Origin of the sequence: Mesorhizobium sp. C264A (genome assembly GCF_040324515.1) — a bacterium.
Lineage (GTDB): Bacteria > Pseudomonadota > Alphaproteobacteria > Rhizobiales > Rhizobiaceae > Mesorhizobium.
The window spans coordinates 3478552-3494058 of the sequence record NZ_JAMYVY010000001.1 but is presented as its reverse complement, the minus strand read 5'-3'; the positions used below and the strand labels follow the sequence as shown (position 1 = coordinate 3494058).

The window sequence follows — 15507 nt, the reverse complement described above, 5'->3', positions numbered from 1 at the left end:
CGGCCATTATGACCCGATGACGAACGCGCATCAAGCTGCAACGCTCCATCAGCCGATCCCGGCGCTGGCCTACCTCCTGACAGGCTGCATCGCCGTCATCGGCTCGAACTCGCTGGTCCTGGGTCCAATTGCTCCGGCAGTCGCCGCATCCTTCGGCACCAGCGTGCCGGCGGTGATGGCCGCGTCGGCTGCCTTCGGTCTCGGCACTTCCGCCAGCGCTTTGTTCCTCGCCCGCTATATCGACGGCGTCGGCGCCCGCCGCATGCTGCAGGGCGCTCTGCTGTTGCTGGCGGTCGGGCTTCTCGCCAGCGCGCTGGCGCCGACGGTGATCATGCTGGTCGCGGCCCAGGCCGTCGCCGGCATCGCTGCGGGCGTCGCCATGCCGGCCATCTATACCAGTGCAGCGGCAATTGCGCCGCCCGGCCGTGAAAGCGGCACGATCGGCGTCGTGCTGACCGGCTGGACGGTCTCCATGGTGGCCGGCGTGTCGCTGTCGGCCGTGCTTGCCGATCTCGTGCACTGGCGCGCCGTCTTCGCCGCCGTCGCGGTGCTTTCCGCCATTGCGCTTGCTGCCTTGTCGATGACCTCGCTCAGCGACGTCAGGAAGGGCGGCCCGGCGCCGTCGCCGTTCGTTGCGCTGGCCATTCCGGGGATCGTGCCGCTGCTCATCGCCTGCACCGCCTTCATGACCGCTTTTTACGGCGTCTACGGCTATCTCGGCGATCATCTGCACCAGGATCTGGGCGAGCCCGTCAGCGCCAATGCGCTGGCCGCGCTCGCCTATGGCGCCGGCTTCGGCGCCGCGGCCTTCCTCGACGGCGTCATCGACCGCATCGGCGCACGGCGCGTCATGCCTTTCGCCTATCTGCTGGTCGCCGTCGTCTATGTCGCGATCGCGCTCGCAAGCAGCAATTTCGTGCTGATCCTGGCTATGATCGCCATCTGGGGCCTTGCCAATCATTTCGGCCTGAACGTGCTGGTGATGCGCCTTACCGCGCTCGATCCGTCGCGCCGCGGCACCATCATGGGCCTGAACAGCTCGGTCACCTACCTCGCCGTCTTCATCGGCACCACCAGCTTCGGGCCGCTTTATTCGACATTCGGCTTTGCCATCTGCGCGATCGTTGCCGCCGTGCTGATGCTGGTTGCGGCAGCAGCGGGGTCATGGCGGTCGCCGCCGCCCATCAAGCCGTAAAGCTTGCGTCCTCATCCCGTCCTTCGCTAGAGCTTGGCTTGCCATGCGAGCCCCGCCCGGATGAAGACGACGCTTGAAACCACTGCCGACCCCTCGTCAGACGACCTCGCCTTCCTGGCCGAGCGGCTGACGGCGTTCAATGACGGCGATGTCGGCCCCTCCGGCCGCAAGCCGATCGCGGTCTTCGTTCGTGACGAGCACGGCGCTGTTGTCGCCGGCATTTCGGGATACACCGCCTGGGGCTGGCTCTATGTGCAATGGCTGTGGGTCGACGAACGCCTGCGCGGCCGGCATATGGCCGGCGACATGCTGGACGCTGCCGAGCGCGAAGCAGTCGCCCGGGGCTGCCAGAACGCCTGGATCGACACGTTCAATCCGACAGCGGCCAAAGTCTATGAGCGGCAAGGCTACCGGCGCTTCGGCGAACTGCCTGACTTCCCCATCGGCCGCAGCCGCATCTTCCTGCAGAAGAAGCTCTAACCTGCCAGCCGCCCGCCTTGCATCGGCCGCGGCACGCCGGTGGTGCTGGGAAAGCTGATCGGCAGGCCGCGCAGCACGCGCACGGCAAGGAAGGCAAAGCATTCGGCCTCCACCGCATCGCCTTTCCAGCCCAGTGTCTCGGCCTGCACCACCTCGACGTTGGCGCGCCTCGCCAGCATCGCCATCATCGTCGGGTTGCGGCGGCCGCCGCCACTGACCGCCAGCCGCTTCGGCCGGCGCGGCAACAAATCGAGCGCCTTGCCGACGGCCGAGACGGTGAAGGCCGTCAGCGTCGCCGCCCCATCCTCTGCGCTGAGGCCGTCGGCCATGGCGGCGCCGAAGTCGAAACGGTCGAGCGATTTCGGATAGGGCTTGGTCAGATACGGATGCTGGAGCAATTTGGCCAGCCGCACTTCATCGACGGTGCCGGCCGCGCCCAGTGCGCCGTCGCGGTCCATCTCGCCGAGGCCGTTTGCCTTGATGAAATCGTTGAGCGGTGCGTTGGCCGGGCCAGTGTCGAAGGCGACGATGTTGTCCTTGCCGTCCCACCAGGTGACGTTGCCGACACCGCCGAGATTGAGCACCGCCGTGTCGCCGCTGGCGTCGGCTTCCCTCAAAAGCGCCGCGTGGTAGGCAGCCGCCAGTGGTGCGCCCTGGCCGCCAGCGCGCACATCGTCCGAGCGGAAATCATAGGCGACCTTGGCGCCCAAAATGGAATGCATCAGCGCGCCATCGCCCAACTGGCGCGTATCGCCGCGCCGCCCGGGTTGCGGGGCACGATGCAGCACGGTTTGGCCGTGAAAACCGACCACGCCGATATCGCCCATGGTCAGGCCGTAGCTTTCGACAAGGTCCTTCACCGCCGCCGACTGCGCCCGCGTCAGCGCCTCCTCGGCTTCGGCAAAGATCGCCGGCTCCGGCCCGTCGAAATTCCACACCCGGGCCTGACGCAGCGTCTCCTCCAGCAAGGCACGGATCGCTGCGGGGTAGGGGGCCAGCGTATAGGTGCCGAAATCGGCGATCCGCTCGCCATCGGTCTTGATCAGCGCCACGTCGATATTGCCGTCAAGCACGGTGCCGGTCATCAGGCCGACGGCCCAGATTGGTTCCACGGTCGACTCCCTTGCGACACCGTTTGCGATTCCAACGCAATCACCTGTCGGACGGATTGTCTCGCCAGGCAAGACCCTGGCCGCGGTCGATTGCTCCGAACCTGCCGGCAGAGTTTTTCACCGAACAGCGAAAATCGAGCAACGCCGTTCTTGCGTCTCGCCGCTCAAGACGCCAGCTATGAGACGAACACGTCATCGCCAAGGAGAAACGACATGGCATCCGAAGTCGCAGTGATCGCCGGCGCGGGTGCGGGCCTGAGCGCCTCTTTGGCACGCCTTCTCACCACGGAAGGCTATCGTGTGGTGCTGGCCGCCCGCAACACGGCCAAACTCGCGGCGCTGGTCGGGGAAACCGGCGCGCTGGCCGTCGAAACCGACGTCGCCGATCCGGCCTCCGTCGCCGGCCTGTTTGACGCCGCCGACAAGCAAGGCCCGCTGGCCCTTGCCGTCTTCAATGCCAGCGGCCGCACGCGCGGCCCGATCGCCGAGGTCGATCCCGATGCGGTCAAACAAGCCTTGCTTGTCGGCGCCTATGGCGGCTTCCTGGTAGGCCAGCAAGCGGCGCGGCGGCTGCTTGCGCGCGGCTCCGGTTCGATTCTTTTCACCGGCGCCTCCGCCAGCATCAAGGGCTTTCCCAACTCCGCCGGCTTTGCCATGCCGAAATTCGGCCTGCGCGGTCTGGCTCAGTCGATGGCGCGCGAACTCTTCCCGAAGAACATCCATGTCGCCCATTTCATTATCGACGGCCAGATCGAGCCGGTCGGGACGAAGTCCGAGCGACCGGACAGCCAGCTGTCGCCCGATGCGATCGCGCAGACCTATCTCGCGACCCATCGCCAGCATCGCAGCGCCTGGAGCTTCGAGGTCGAGCTGCGGCCCTTTGTCGAGACATTCTGACCGGTCCGGCGTGACCGTTCTCGCAATTGCGAAATCTTTGAGAGAATATTCCCGGCTTCGTGTTTGAGAAGAAATGCGGTTCTTTGATCCGGCAAGCAGCATTGCCGATGATGTCGTCAAGGCTTGGTATTCCACCTCGCCGCAATGACTTCAGGATTACGAGGGATCGACAATGTCCGAACGCGGAAACGCTTCCAGCTCTCTTCTTTTTTCAGCCATCAGCCGGCGAGCTGCCCTTGCGGCACTTTTTACCTCGGCCGTCACGCTTGTCGGTCTGGCTCAGCCGACGCCGTCCTTCGCCGAGGACAAGAAGTCTATCAAGGTCGGCATCATCAGCGGCGAGGATGAGGATGTCTGGCGCGTCGTCGTCGCCCAGGCCGCCGAAAAAGGCCTGACCGTCGAGACCGTGGTGTTCAACGACTACACCCAGCCCAACGAGGCGCTCGAGCGCGGCGAGATCGACGCCAACGCCTTCCAGCACCAGCCCTATCTCGACAACCAGATCAAGACCCAAGGGTACCACATCGTGCGCGTCGGCTACACCGGCGTCTGGCCGATCGGCCTCTACTCCAAGAAATACACCAAGGTTGCCGACCTGCCCGAAGGCGCCGTCATCGGCCTGCCCAACGACCCCTCGAATGAGGGTCGCGCGTTGCGCGTTCTGCAGAACGAAGGCGTGATCAAGCTGAAGGACGGCACCGGCATCCTGGCGACCACCGCCGACATTGCCGAGAACCCTAAGAAGGTCGTCATCAAGGAACTGGACGCCGGCATTGTCGGGCGTTCGGTCGAGGATCTCGATGCGGCCGTCGTCAACACCGACTGGGCGCTGAAGAGCGGTCTCGGCCCGGATAACCGCATCGCCCAGGAGCCGGTGGCCGACAACCCCTACCGCAACTTCATCGCCGTGAAATCCGGCAACGAGAACGAGGGCTGGGTAAAGACGCTGGTCGCGTCCTACCAGAACGAGAAGGTCAAGGCCGAGTTCGACAAGGTCTACAAGGGCACCGGGATCAGCGCCTATTGATCGGCGCCTGGTTGTCAGGAGCAGGCGGCCCGCTGTTGAGCGGGCCGCCGTCGCATTTGTCGAGCGTCGAAACGGACAGTGAGATGAACCAGCACGTCACGGCCGAAGCATCCGGTCCGGTCAATATATCGGCCGGGCAGGAAGATGTCGTACGCCTGGTCGACCTCAAGCGCCGCTTCGGCGCGACGCCTGCGCTCGACGGCGTCTCGCTGACGGTGCGCAAGGGCGAGATCCTCGGCATCATCGGCCGCAGCGGCGCCGGCAAGTCGACGCTGATCCGCTGCCTCAACGGGCTGGAGCGGCCGGACTCCGGCGACGTCTTCATCGAGGGCCGCGAGATCGGCCGGCTCGGCGAGCGTGAATTGCAGCCGCTGCGGCGTCGCATCGGCATGATCTTCCAGCACTTCAATCTGCTGTCGGCCAAGACCGTGGAGGACAATGTCGCGCTGCCGCTGAAGATCGAGGGCCGCCCAAAGGCCGAACGGCTGGCGCGCGCCGCCGAATTGCTCGACCTCGTCGGCCTGTCGGAGAAGGCGAAGGCCTATCCGTCCTCGCTGTCGGGCGGCCAGAAGCAGCGCGTCGGCATCGCCAGGGCGCTGGCCGCGCGGCCGGCGCTGCTGCTGTCCGACGAGGCGACCTCAGCGCTCGATCCGGAGACGACGCGCTCCATCCTGGCCTTGCTGAAAGACATCAACCGGCAGCTCGGCCTCACCATCCTGCTCATCACCCACGAGATGGAGGTGATCCGCTCGATCGCCGACCGCGTCGCGGTGATCGATGCCGGCCGCATCGTCGAACAAGGCCCAGTGTGGTCGGTCTTTGCCGAGCCGCGTTCCGAAATCACCAGGAGCCTGCTCGGCGGCATCCGCCCGCAACTGCCGGCCGAGATTGCCGGCCGGCTTGCTCCCGGAGGCGGCGCCGAGCTCATCCTCAGGGTCGACGTCGCAGGTGAGGCCGCGCGCGGTCCGCTGCTGTCCGATCTTGCGGTGGCGGTGCCGGGGCGGTTCCGCCTCGTCCATGGTGGCATCGACCATGTCCAGCAGCAGCCGGTCGGCACGCTGTTCCTTGCGGTCGCGGGCAATGATCCGAAACATCTGTCGAAAGTAATCGCATTCCTGAAGGCCCGCGACGCGCGGGTGGAGGTGCTTGGCCATGTCGCCGGTTCTGTTTGAACTTCTGCTGCGTTCGATCTGGGAGACGGTCCTGATGACGGCGGCATCGGGCCTCATCTCGCTCGTCTTCGGGCTGCCGCTCGGCCTGGCATTGATTGCCACCGAGCGCGGCGGCATTGCCGAAAGCCTGTGGGTGAACCGCGCGCTCGGCGCCGTCATCAACGGCTTCCGCTCGGTGCCTTTCATCATCCTTCTGGTGGCGCTGATCCCGGTGACGCGGCTGATCGTCGGCACCTCGATCGGCACCTGGGCGGCGATCGTGCCGTTGTCGATTGCGGCGACGCCTTACTATGCCCGCATCGCCGAAGTGTCGCTGCGCGAGGTCGATCGCGGCCTGATCGAGGCGGCGCGCGCCATGGGCGGCAACCGCTGGACCATCATCCGCGAGGTGCTGGTGCCCGAAGCATTGCCCGGCATCGTCGCCGGTTTCACGGTGACGCTGGTAACGCTGATCGGTGCCTCGGCCATGGCCGGCGCCATCGGTGCCGGCGGGCTTGGCGACCTCGCCATCCGCTATGGCTACCAGCGTTTTGAGACCAGCGTCATGGTCGCCGTGGTCATTGTGCTGATCATCCTCGTTTGCGGCATCCAGTGGGTCGGTGACCGGCTGGTCGCCAGGCTGGACCGGCGCGGATGAGCGCCACGAACGTTATTTGCCGGCAGGCTGCCAAACGCAGCGCCGGCTTTCTCTATCGGCGCCGAGATTGGATTGCGCGTTGCTTTGATCGGACCGGCCTGCGTGCCACCGTGACAGCGGAACAAGGAGCTTGACCATGCCCAGGATCGTACCCGTGCTTGATCTCGGCCGTCTCGAACAGGGCGCTTCCGAGCGGCGAACGTTTCTCTTCGACCTGCGCACGGCCGCGCGCGATGTCGGCTTCTTCTATTTGACCGGCCACGGCATATCGGCTGCGGATACCGCAGAAGTGCTCGACGCCTCGCGCCGGTTCTTTGCCTTGCCGGAAGCCGACAAACTGGCGATCGAAATGGTGAAGTCCTCGCAGTTCCGCGGCTATACGCGCGCCGGCGGCGAGCTGACCAAAGGCAAGGCCGACTGGCGCGAACAGCTCGACATCGGCGTAGAACGCCCGGCCATCGAACAAGGCCCCGGCGTGCCCGCCTGGACGCGGCTGCAAGGGCCCAACCAGTGGCCGGCCACGCTGCCCGAGCTGAAGCCGGCGCTACTCGCATGGCAGGCCAAGGCGACGGCGGTGGCGATCCGGCTGCTCCGGGCCTTCGCTTTGTCGCTCGATCAGGCCGAGGACGCCTTCGATCCCGTCTACCGGGCCGAGCCCAACCATCGCATGAAGATCGTGCGCTACCCCGGCCGCGACGCCACCGGCGACAACCAGGGCGTCGGCGCGCACAAGGATGGCGGTTTCCTGACGCTTCTGTTGCAGGACGAGAGCAAGGGGCTGCAGGTCGAATATGACGGTGCCTGGGTCGACGTCGATCCGCTGCCCGACACGCTGGTGGTCAACATCGGCGAACTGCTCGAACTGGCGTCGAACGGCTATCTCCGGGCGACAGTCCACCGTGTGGTGACACCGCCGGCCGGCGTCGAGCGCGTCTCGGTCCCGTTCTTCTTCAGCGCCCGGCTCGACGCCACGATTCCGCTGCTCGACCTGCCCGAGGAACTGGCGGCCGAGGCGCGGGGCCCGGCCAGCGATCCCGACAATCCGCTGTTTCGCAATGTCGGCACCAATGTGCTGAAGAGCCGCCTGCGCTCGCATCCCGACGTGGCGCGCCGGCACTACGCCGATCTCCTGGAAACCGGCGCCTCACCGGCTGAAATCTTTCAAAACGAGATCGAAATTTCCGAATCTCGCGTTGTTTTAGAAAGCCGTTCGTCGCCATCTGCCGCGAATACGCGCATATAGGAATTATCGTTCGGCGGTTTCCTCCCATTCCACCGAGCGGTGTTCCCCTCTGAAGGTTCTTGACCTTCTTTTGGCCGGGCCGCTTTCGCGCCCGGCCTTTTTTATGTCAATAGCTCTTCTTTCTTCCCACAAGGGGAGAAGGAAGAGGCGCCAGGGACTTCACCCAAACTTCGGATCAAGGCTGCCCGACTTGTACCGCTTGGCCATCTCAGCTACCGGCAGCGGCTTGATCTTCTGGGCATTGCCGGCGGTGCCGAACTGCTCGAAGCGCTGCTTGCACAGCTTGCGCATCGCCCCCATCGCCGGCGTCAGATATTTGCGCGGATCGAACTCGCTCGGGTTTTCGGTCAGCACCTTGCGGATGGCGCCGGTCAGCGCCATGCGGTTGTCGGTGTCGATGTTGATCTTGCGCACGCCGTGCTTGATGCCGCGCTGGATCTCTTCCACCGGCACGCCCCAGGTCGGCTTCATCTGGCCGCCATATTTGTTGATGATCTCCTGCAGGTCCTCGGGCACCGAGGACGAGCCGTGCATGACCAGATGCATGTTGGGCAGGCGGCGGTGGATTTCCTCGATGACATTCATCGCCAGCACCGCGCCGTCCGGCTTGCGCGAGAATTTGTAGGCGCCGTGGCTGGTGCCCATGGCGACAGCCAGCGCATCGACATGGGTGTCCTTGACGAATTCGACCGCCTGCACTGGGTCGGTCAAGAGCTGGTCGTGGCTGATGGCGCCTTCGACGCCGTGGCCGTCTTCCTGCTCGCCGCCGCCGCTCTCAAGCGAACCGAGCACACCGATCTCGCCTTCCACCGACACGCCGCCCCAATGCGCCATGTCGACGACGCGCCGGGTGATTCCGGAATTGTAGGCATAGTCGGCCGGCGTCTTGCCGTCCTCTTTCAGCGAGCCGTCCATCATCACCGAGGTGAAGCCGTACTGGATGGCGGTGACGCAGGTGGCTTCGTTGTTGCCATGGTCGAGATGCATGCAGACCGGGATGTCGGGGTGGATTTCGACCAGCGCGTCGATCAGCTTGGCCAGCACCACATCATTGGCGTAGGCGCGGGCGCCGCGGCTTGCCTGCAGGATGACCGGCGACTTGGTCTCCTCGGCCGCCTCCATGATGGCGAGGCCCTGTTCCATATTGTTCATGTTGAAAGCGGGTACGCCGTAGCCGTACTCGGCGGCGTGGTCGAGCAATTGTCTCAGTGTTATGCGAGCCACCCAATAGTCTCCCGTATCTGGTTTCAAGCGCAACGTCGCGGGCCGGCCGATTGCCGGCCTAGATGCTTCTGGCCGGATTTCGCCAGAACCGCAACCGTCAGCGGCCATCGAGGCCGCAATTCTTGTTGCAGGGCTGAAATCCGGTAGCCAGCCGGTGAGGCGCTAATCTCCCCCATTGAGGGGGAGATGGCCGGCAGGTCAGAGGGGGTCGGTTCGACTGGAGCGCTAGCATCATCTGTCGGTGCTGGGAGGTCGCGTCAGGACGCGCCGACCCCCTCTGTCGCCTTTGGCGACATCTCCCCCTCAAGGGGGGAGATTATCCGCGTTCGGGGAACATCGCCTTCAAGCCTTCGCGCGAAGCCTTGGCCACACCGCGCTCGGTGATCAGCCCCGTCACCAGCCGTGCCGGCGTCACATCGAACGCCGGATTGGCCGCCGGCGTCGCTTCGGGCGAAACCCGAACCTGCGCGATCTTGCCGTCCGCCGTCTTGCCCCAGACCAGCGACACCTCGTCACCGGAGCGTTCCTCGATCGGGATTTCGGTGAGGCCATCACCCACCGTCCAGTCGATGGTCGGCGAGGGCAGAGCGACGTAGAAGGGCACCTCATTATCGGAGGCGGCGAGCGCCTTGAGATAGGTGCCGATCTTGTTGCAGACGTCGCCATTGGCCGTGGTGCGGTCGGTGCCCACGATCACCATGTCGACCGCGCCACGCTGCATCAGATGGCCGCCGGCATTGTCGACGATCAGCGTGTGCGGCACGCCGTGGCCGGCCATCTCCCAGGCGGTCAGCTGGGCGCCCTGGTTGCGCGGGCGCGTCTCGTCGACATAGACATGGACCGGAATGCCGGCCTCGACGGCGAGATAGATCGGCGACGTGGCGGTGCCGTAATCGACCGTCGCCAGCCAACCGGCGTTGCAGTGGGTGAGGATGTTGACCGGCTCGCCCGGCTTCTTGCGTGCCGCGATCTCCTTGATGATGGCAAGCCCGTTCTCGCCGATGGCGCGATTGAGATCGACATCCTCGTCGGCGATTTCGGCAGCGCGCTTATAGGCCGCCTCCGCGCGCTGTCCCAATACGATCGGCCTTAGGAACCGCCGCATCTCGTCCAGCGCCCAGCGTAGATTGATCGCAGTCGGCCGCGTCTTGTGCAGTGTCTCCCAGACCGCGTCGAGCGCTTCGTCAGACGGATCGTCCGCCATCTGGATGGCGACGCCGTAGGCCGCGGTGACGCCGATCAGCGGCGCGCCACGAACCCACATGTCACGGATCGCGGTGGCGATGCCGGCAACGCTCCCGATCGTCTCGACCCGGAACTCGTGCGGCAGCCAGCGCTGGTCGATGATCTCGACCGAACGCTGGTCGTCGCTCAGCCAGATGGTGCGGTAGTGGCGCTCGCCGACGTTCAAATCCTGCTCTCCCGTTCGATCAAAGCGGCCAGATTATTAACCTCGTCCATGCCGTGAATCTGGCGCCGGTTGACGGCGATGTGACGGCCGAATTTCAGCGCCTTGGCCTCGCAGGAGGCTCGCAGATCCTCGTCCTCGATGGTCTCGAAATCGGCATTGTGGGCGAGGCCGAGGATGCGCCGGTGCACCTCGATGCCGGCAAAGCCCAAGAGGTCGGTCCAGATCTGGTGCAGCACATGGTCGAGCGCCTGCTCCGAGGCGAGAATGTCGCCCTGATCCTCGAACAGGCTCTTCTGGTAAAGCATGCCGGTGCGCTCGGTGCGCCATAGATGCGAGAACTCGGCGCGGAACACCGTCCAGGTGTCGTTGGTCACCCCGAGCAGATAGGCACGCATGGCGTCACGCTTGCCCTTCTGTTCATGGCCGCGCTGCGAGAAGTAGGACATCCAGAAATTGGCGAGCAGCATGCCTACATCGAAGGCCATCGGACCGTAGAAGGCGAACTCCGGATCGATCATCCGCGTCTCGGTGTCGGTGACCATGATCGAGCCCGAATGCAGGTCGCCATGCAGCAGCGTCTCGGCGTTGGCGGCGAAGATATGCTTCAGCCGCTGCGCTTCGACCTTGAGGTCGCGGTCGGCGCGCAGTTCGGCAACCAGGCCGTCGAGCTGCGGCGAGGTGTGCCGGTTCAGCTTGGCATCGAAATATGGGTCGGAAAACACCAGGTCTTCGGTGATGCCGCAGAGCTCGACATTGTCGGCAAACAGCGCCAGGTCGGCCTTGCGGTCCTTGGTGGGCATGGAGAGATCAGAGCCGCGGAACAAAGTGCGGGCCATGAACAGGCCGATGTCGCGGGCGATATTTGGCAACTCGCGGCCGTCGATCAGGGCACGGCGCAGGATGATGTGCGGCGGCGCCAGATATTCCATGATGATCAGCGCCTGGGCTTCGTCAAAATGGAGGATCGCCGGCACCGAGCCCGGCGCGCGCGCCTCTTGCCGCGTCAGCGCGTGATACTCGAAGAAGGAGCGTTTGAGCGGCAACGGCCAGCTGTCGCCGACGAGGCGAACATAGGGCAGGGCCTGCTTGACCACGGCCGCACCCGAGCCGCCTTCGACGATGAAGACGAGGTTCAGATTGCCGTCGCCGACCTCGCGCACCTTCCAAGGGCCCTTGCCGATTTTGGCGCACAGCGCTTCGTTCGTACCGAGGCGCGTTGCAAGCGTCTCCACCGACAGTGCTTCAAACGGCAATTTCGCAGTCATTCCTCACCCTCCCGCTTGCTCGCTCCAATCATAGTGGAGCGATGGCGGTGAGGCCAAGCTAGGAAGCTGACTGGCAATTGTCAATCGAGTTGACAATTGATGACGTAGCCCATAGCGTCATCTTCAGGGAGGAACGAATGGGCAATGATGCCGTGTTCCGCGTGGACGGGCTGAGGAAATCCTTCGGCCATATCGAGGTGCTTGGCGGCGTCTCGCTCGAACTGCATGCCGGTGAGATCACCGTGCTGATGGGCGCCAACGGCGCCGGCAAGTCCACCCTCGTCAAGATCATCAGCGGCGTCTACGACCATGACGGCGGCATCATGCACCTCGCTGGCGGCAACTTTGTGCCGAACACGCCGGCAGAGGCGATCCGCGCCGGTGTCGTTACCGTGCACCAAAACATCAATGACGGCGTCGTCGCCGATCTCGATGTCGCCACCAATCTGACGCTCGACCGGCTGAGCGGCAAGGGCGCGCCGCTGCTGTTCAACCCCGGCCGGGTGCGCCGCGAAGCCAAAGCGGTGGCCGACCGCATGGGGCTCGCCATTGACCTCAAGGCCCGCATCAGCGACCTGTCGCTGGCCGATCGCCAGATGGTGGCCATCGCGCGCGCCATGGCGCACCAGCCGAAAGTGCTGATCCTCGACGAGCCGACCTCGTCGCTGTCCAGCGCCGAGGCCGACCGGCTGTTTGCGCTGCTCGACCGCTTGCGCGAGCAGGGCGTCGCCATCCTCTACATCTCGCATCGCATGTCGGATATCAGGCGGCTGGCCGACCGCATCGTCTCGATGCGCGATGGCGTCATCTCAGGCGTCTTCGACAGCAAGCCTCTCGACTATGAGGGCGCCGTTAACGCCATGCTCGGCCGCAAGATCCATCTTGACCGCATCGAAGCCAGGAGTTCTGCCGAGCCGATCCTGACCGTCGATGCCTTCCGCATCGCCCCTGGTGCCCGGCCATTCTCGCTGACTCTCGGCGACGGCGAGGTCGTTGCCATTACCGGCCTCGTCGGCGTCGGCAAGACCGCGCTCGCCGAGACGCTGTTCGGCTTGCGCAAACCGCTGTCCGGCACGATGACTTTATATGGCAAGCCCTATGCGCCCGCGTCGACCGGCGAAGCCATCGCCGCCGGCGTGTTTCTGGTCGCCAAGGACCGTGGCGAAAACGGCATCGTCGGCGGCTTCAACATCCAGGAAAACATCAGCCTGCCCTTCCACAAGCGCATGTCGCGCTTTTCAGTTCTCAAACGCGGCCTTGAACGCACTATTGCCCGCCGGCAGATCGAGGATCTCGGCATCGTCTGCCGCTCGGAGAAGGACGAGATGACCACTCTGTCGGGCGGCAACCAGCAGAAGGTGATGGTGGCCCGCTGGATGGCGCAGGACGCCCGATTGTTCATTCTCGACGAACCGTTCCAGGGCGTCGATATCTCCGCCAGGCGCGACATCGCCGCCAAGCTGAGGGCCAGCGCCAATGGCCGCGCCACGCTGCTGTTCGTCACCGAACTCGACGAGGCACTGGAGACGGCCGATCGCATATTGGTGATGTCCGAGCAGACCATCGTCGGCGAACACCGCAACGCCGATGTCGATCTCGACCGTCTGCTGGCCGAAGTCGCGGGCGGGCCGTTGCACAGTGCGGCCTGAGCCACGATGATTGAAGAACTGAAGGTTGGAATGGAGTGCACGGGTTTGAGTTGGGTATTGACGGCGGGCGCTGAATGACGCTGCGCGATTACGCCATCCGCTATGGGTTCATCGTGCTTCTGTTCGGGCTGATCGCGTATTTCGCCATCGCCGCCGACGGGTTCGTCTCGCCGCAAAGTGCCGTCTTCATTTTCCAGTCGGTCGCCATCACCGGCGTGCTGGCGCTGGGCGTCACCGCCACACTGGTTGTCGGCGGCTTCGATCTCTCGATCGGCTCGGTTGCCACATCGGCCATGATGGCGGCTGCCTATGTCATGGTGGTGCTGGAGCAGAACGTGGTCGTCGCTGTCCTCATCTGCCTGCTCATCGGCGCCCTTGTCGGCCTCATCAATGGCTGGCTGATCGTCTATATGCGCGTGCCCGATCTGCTGGCGACGCTCGGCATGATGTTCCTGCTCGTCGGCCTCCAGCGCATCCCGACTGAAGGACGCTCCATCGCCACCGGTATGACAATGCCGGACGGCTCGGTCGCCAACGGCAAATTCTCCGACGCCTTCCTGGCGCTCGGCCGCCACCGCTTCGACTTCTTCATCCCGAACCTCATTCCGGTCTCGGTGGTCGTGCTGATCGTGCTCGCCGTGCTGATCTGGTTCTTCCTCGAATACACACGCTTCGGCCGCATGATGTATGCCGTGGGCAGCAATGAACGGGCCGCCGAACTCGCCGGCGCGCCTGTCAAGGCATACAAAATCTGGGCCTACGTCATTTCAGGAGTTTTTGCCTCGATCGGCGGGATTTTGCTGGCCGCACGGCTTGGACGCGGTGACATCGCGTCGGGTAATAATCTGCTGCTCGATGCGGTTGCCGCGGCGCTGATCGGCTACGCGGTGCTCGGCGCCGCCAAGCCGAACGCCTTCGGCACCGCCATCGGCGCGCTGTTCGTCGGCATCCTGCTGCAAGGCCTGACGATGATGAACGCGCCTTACTACACGCAGGATTTCGTCAAGGGCGTGGTTCTCGTCGTCGCCCTTGTCTTTACCTTCGCCCTTTCCGGCCGGGGCAGGAGATAGAATGGCTGCCGGGACAGTTTTGGGTTCAACAAACGGAGGAAAGAACGTGAACATCACAAGACGACTTTTGGGGAAGGTCGCGCTCGGATTGGCCGGCGCAACAATGCTGATGCAGGTCCCGGCCTTTGCCGCCGACAAGCCGGCGCCGTTCGACAAGCCCGGCGTCAAGATCGCGCTGGTGCGCTATCTCTCGACCGGCGATTTCTTCCAGGCCTATCTCTCCGGCGTCGAGTCCCAGTCCAAGGCGCTCGGCATCGATCTGCGCGTGCTCGACAGCCGCCAGGACGCCGCCCTTCAATCCGACATGGTCGACCAGGCCATCGCACTCGGCGTGCAGGGCATCATCATCCAGCACGGCCTGACGGAATCGATGAAGGACGCCGCCCAGCGCGCGGTCGATGCCGGCATCAAGGTCGTCGCCTTCGACGTCAATGTCGAAAACCCCAAGATCCCGCAGATCGAACAGTCCGACAAGGACCTTGCGCGCCTGGCGCTCGAGCAGGCGGTCAAGGACAATGGCGAGAGCTGGAACGCCGGCTATGTCTATGTCGCTGGCATCGCGCCGCTCGACCGCCGCAACGAGACCTGGGTCGACGTGAAGAAGAAACATGCCGGCATCAAGGAAGTCGCGATGTTCGGCACGCTCGACAACCCGATCGCCAACTCGGTCGCCAACCAGGCGCGCTCGGTGCTGCAGGCGCATCCCGACATCAATGTGATGTTCGCGCCCTATGACGAGTTCGCCAAGGGTGTGAAGATCGCCGTCGACGAGGCGGGGCTGAACAAGAAGATCAAGATCTACTCCGCCGACATCTCTACCTCGGACATCGCGGCCATGCGCGAGACCGACAGCGCCTGGGCCGCCACCGCCGCCACCAACCCTGCCGTCGTCGGCCAGGTCTCGGTGCGCGCGCTGGCGCAGCTGCTCGCAGGTGAAGATCCCGGCCACAACGTCATCGTGCCGCCGACGCTGATCACCCAGAAGGACCTGATCGACAAGGACATCAAGAACATGGAGGACCTGTCGGCCAAGCTGCCGCAATTCGCCCATGCCGATGTCGCCATGCCGGCCTGGATGCCGAACCCGAACGCGAAGTAGGATCGGTCGTCTGATAGATGCGAAGG

14 protein-coding genes are annotated in these 15507 nt (G+C 64.6%); 10 read left to right on the top strand and 4 right to left on the bottom strand.

Annotated features, from left to right (window positions below):
• Window positions 1-16: 16 nt before the first annotated feature.
• Window positions 17-1195, top strand: coding sequence for an MFS transporter (locus NKL04_RS17235; protein ID WP_023701530.1), 1179 nt, complete (start codon window positions 17-19; stop codon window positions 1193-1195).
• A gap of 60 nt (window positions 1196-1255) precedes the next feature.
• Window positions 1256-1675 carry a GNAT family N-acetyltransferase gene (locus NKL04_RS17230; RefSeq protein WP_023701529.1) on the top strand — a complete coding sequence of 140 codons (420 nt, stop codon included), beginning with the start codon at window positions 1256-1258 and terminating at the stop codon, window positions 1673-1675.
• Here NKL04_RS17230 and NKL04_RS17225 read toward each other — a convergent pair.
• A complete protein-coding gene (locus NKL04_RS17225; RefSeq protein ID WP_023701528.1) occupies window positions 1672-2787 on the bottom strand; it encodes an anhydro-N-acetylmuramic acid kinase in 1116 nt (371 codons plus the stop codon). The two genes, NKL04_RS17230 and NKL04_RS17225, sit on opposite strands and share 4 nt — an antisense overlap.
• 213 nt (window positions 2788-3000) lie before the next feature.
• On the opposite strand from NKL04_RS17225, the gene NKL04_RS17220 reads away from it, so the two are divergent.
• From NKL04_RS17220 to NKL04_RS17200, 5 genes are all read left to right on the top strand, one after another.
• A complete protein-coding gene (locus tag NKL04_RS17220) occupies window positions 3001-3684 on the top strand; it encodes an SDR family NAD(P)-dependent oxidoreductase (protein ID WP_023701527.1) in 684 nt (227 codons plus the stop codon).
• 172 nt (window positions 3685-3856) lie between these two features.
• A complete protein-coding gene (locus NKL04_RS17215; RefSeq protein ID WP_023701526.1) occupies window positions 3857-4711 on the top strand; it encodes a MetQ/NlpA family lipoprotein in 855 nt (284 codons plus the stop codon).
• Window positions 4712-4794: 83 nt separating this feature from the next.
• On the top strand, window positions 4795-5883 hold the full coding sequence (locus tag NKL04_RS17210; RefSeq protein WP_023687042.1) for a methionine ABC transporter ATP-binding protein: 1089 nt from the start codon (window positions 4795-4797) through the stop codon (window positions 5881-5883).
• Complete coding sequence (locus tag NKL04_RS17205) at window positions 5864-6520, top strand: methionine ABC transporter permease (RefSeq protein ID WP_023668578.1); 657 nt, start codon at window positions 5864-5866, stop codon at window positions 6518-6520. Before NKL04_RS17210 ends, NKL04_RS17205 begins: the two co-directional genes overlap by 20 nt.
• 136 nt (window positions 6521-6656) lie before the next feature.
• A complete protein-coding gene (locus tag NKL04_RS17200) occupies window positions 6657-7763 on the top strand; it encodes an isopenicillin N synthase family dioxygenase (protein ID WP_023701524.1) in 1107 nt (368 codons plus the stop codon).
• Window positions 7764-7922: 159 nt separating this feature from the next.
• Here NKL04_RS17200 and fba read toward each other — a convergent pair whose 3' ends face one another.
• The 3 genes from fba to mtnK form a co-directional block, all read right to left on the bottom strand.
• Entirely contained in the window at window positions 7923-8987 is a 1065-nt protein-coding gene (fba, locus tag NKL04_RS17195; RefSeq protein WP_031209463.1) for a class II fructose-bisphosphate aldolase, read from the bottom strand.
• A gap of 316 nt (window positions 8988-9303) precedes the next feature.
• The gene (gene mtnA, locus NKL04_RS17190; RefSeq protein WP_023668575.1) at window positions 9304-10398 is read right to left on the bottom strand and encodes an S-methyl-5-thioribose-1-phosphate isomerase; all 1095 of its coding nucleotides are present in this window, start codon (window positions 10396-10398) and stop codon (window positions 9304-9306) included.
• Entirely contained in the window at window positions 10395-11663 is a 1269-nt protein-coding gene (gene mtnK / locus NKL04_RS17185) for an S-methyl-5-thioribose kinase (RefSeq protein WP_023668574.1), read from the bottom strand. The genes mtnA and mtnK overlap by 4 nt, the downstream gene beginning before the upstream one ends.
• A 137-nt stretch (window positions 11664-11800) precedes the next feature.
• Between mtnK and NKL04_RS17180 the strand changes: the two genes are divergently transcribed.
• The 3 genes from NKL04_RS17180 to NKL04_RS17170 all read left to right on the top strand — a co-directional run bounded on the left by NKL04_RS17180 (window position 11801) and on the right by NKL04_RS17170 (window position 15481).
• The gene (locus NKL04_RS17180; protein WP_023701522.1) at window positions 11801-13312 is read left to right on the top strand and encodes a sugar ABC transporter ATP-binding protein; all 1512 of its coding nucleotides are present in this window, start codon (window positions 11801-11803) and stop codon (window positions 13310-13312) included.
• Between the two features lie 74 nt (window positions 13313-13386).
• The gene (locus tag NKL04_RS17175; RefSeq protein ID WP_023668572.1) at window positions 13387-14382 is read left to right on the top strand and encodes an ABC transporter permease; all 996 of its coding nucleotides are present in this window, start codon (window positions 13387-13389) and stop codon (window positions 14380-14382) included.
• Window positions 14383-14428: 46 nt separating this feature from the next.
• Window positions 14429-15481, top strand: a complete 1053-nt coding sequence (locus NKL04_RS17170) for a substrate-binding domain-containing protein (RefSeq protein WP_023692173.1) — start codon at window positions 14429-14431, stop codon at window positions 15479-15481.
• Window positions 15482-15507: the final 26 nt, after the last annotated feature.

Bases quoted from the DNA above. Each gene is read 5' to 3' on its own strand.
- NKL04_RS17205 (WP_023668578.1), top strand. From the start codon at position 5,864: ATGTCGCCGGTTCTGTTTGAACTTCTGCTGCGTTCGATCTGGGAGACG.
- mtnK (WP_023668574.1), bottom strand. From the start codon at position 11,663: ATGACTGCGAAATTGCCGTTTGAAGCACTGTCGGTGGAGACGCTTGCA.
- NKL04_RS17180 (WP_023701522.1), top strand. From the start codon at position 11,801: ATGGGCAATGATGCCGTGTTCCGCGTGGACGGGCTGAGGAAATCCTTC.
- NKL04_RS17235 (WP_023701530.1), top strand. From the start codon at position 17: ATGACGAACGCGCATCAAGCTGCAACGCTCCATCAGCCGATCCCGGCG.
- NKL04_RS17200 (WP_023701524.1), top strand. From the start codon at position 6,657: ATGCCCAGGATCGTACCCGTGCTTGATCTCGGCCGTCTCGAACAGGGC.
- NKL04_RS17175 (WP_023668572.1), top strand. From the start codon at position 13,387: ATGACGCTGCGCGATTACGCCATCCGCTATGGGTTCATCGTGCTTCTG.
- NKL04_RS17220 (WP_023701527.1), top strand. From the start codon at position 3,001: ATGGCATCCGAAGTCGCAGTGATCGCCGGCGCGGGTGCGGGCCTGAGC.
- NKL04_RS17215 (WP_023701526.1), top strand. From the start codon at position 3,857: ATGTCCGAACGCGGAAACGCTTCCAGCTCTCTTCTTTTTTCAGCCATC.
- NKL04_RS17210 (WP_023687042.1), top strand. From the start codon at position 4,795: ATGAACCAGCACGTCACGGCCGAAGCATCCGGTCCGGTCAATATATCG.
- NKL04_RS17230 (WP_023701529.1), top strand. From the start codon at position 1,256: ATGAAGACGACGCTTGAAACCACTGCCGACCCCTCGTCAGACGACCTC.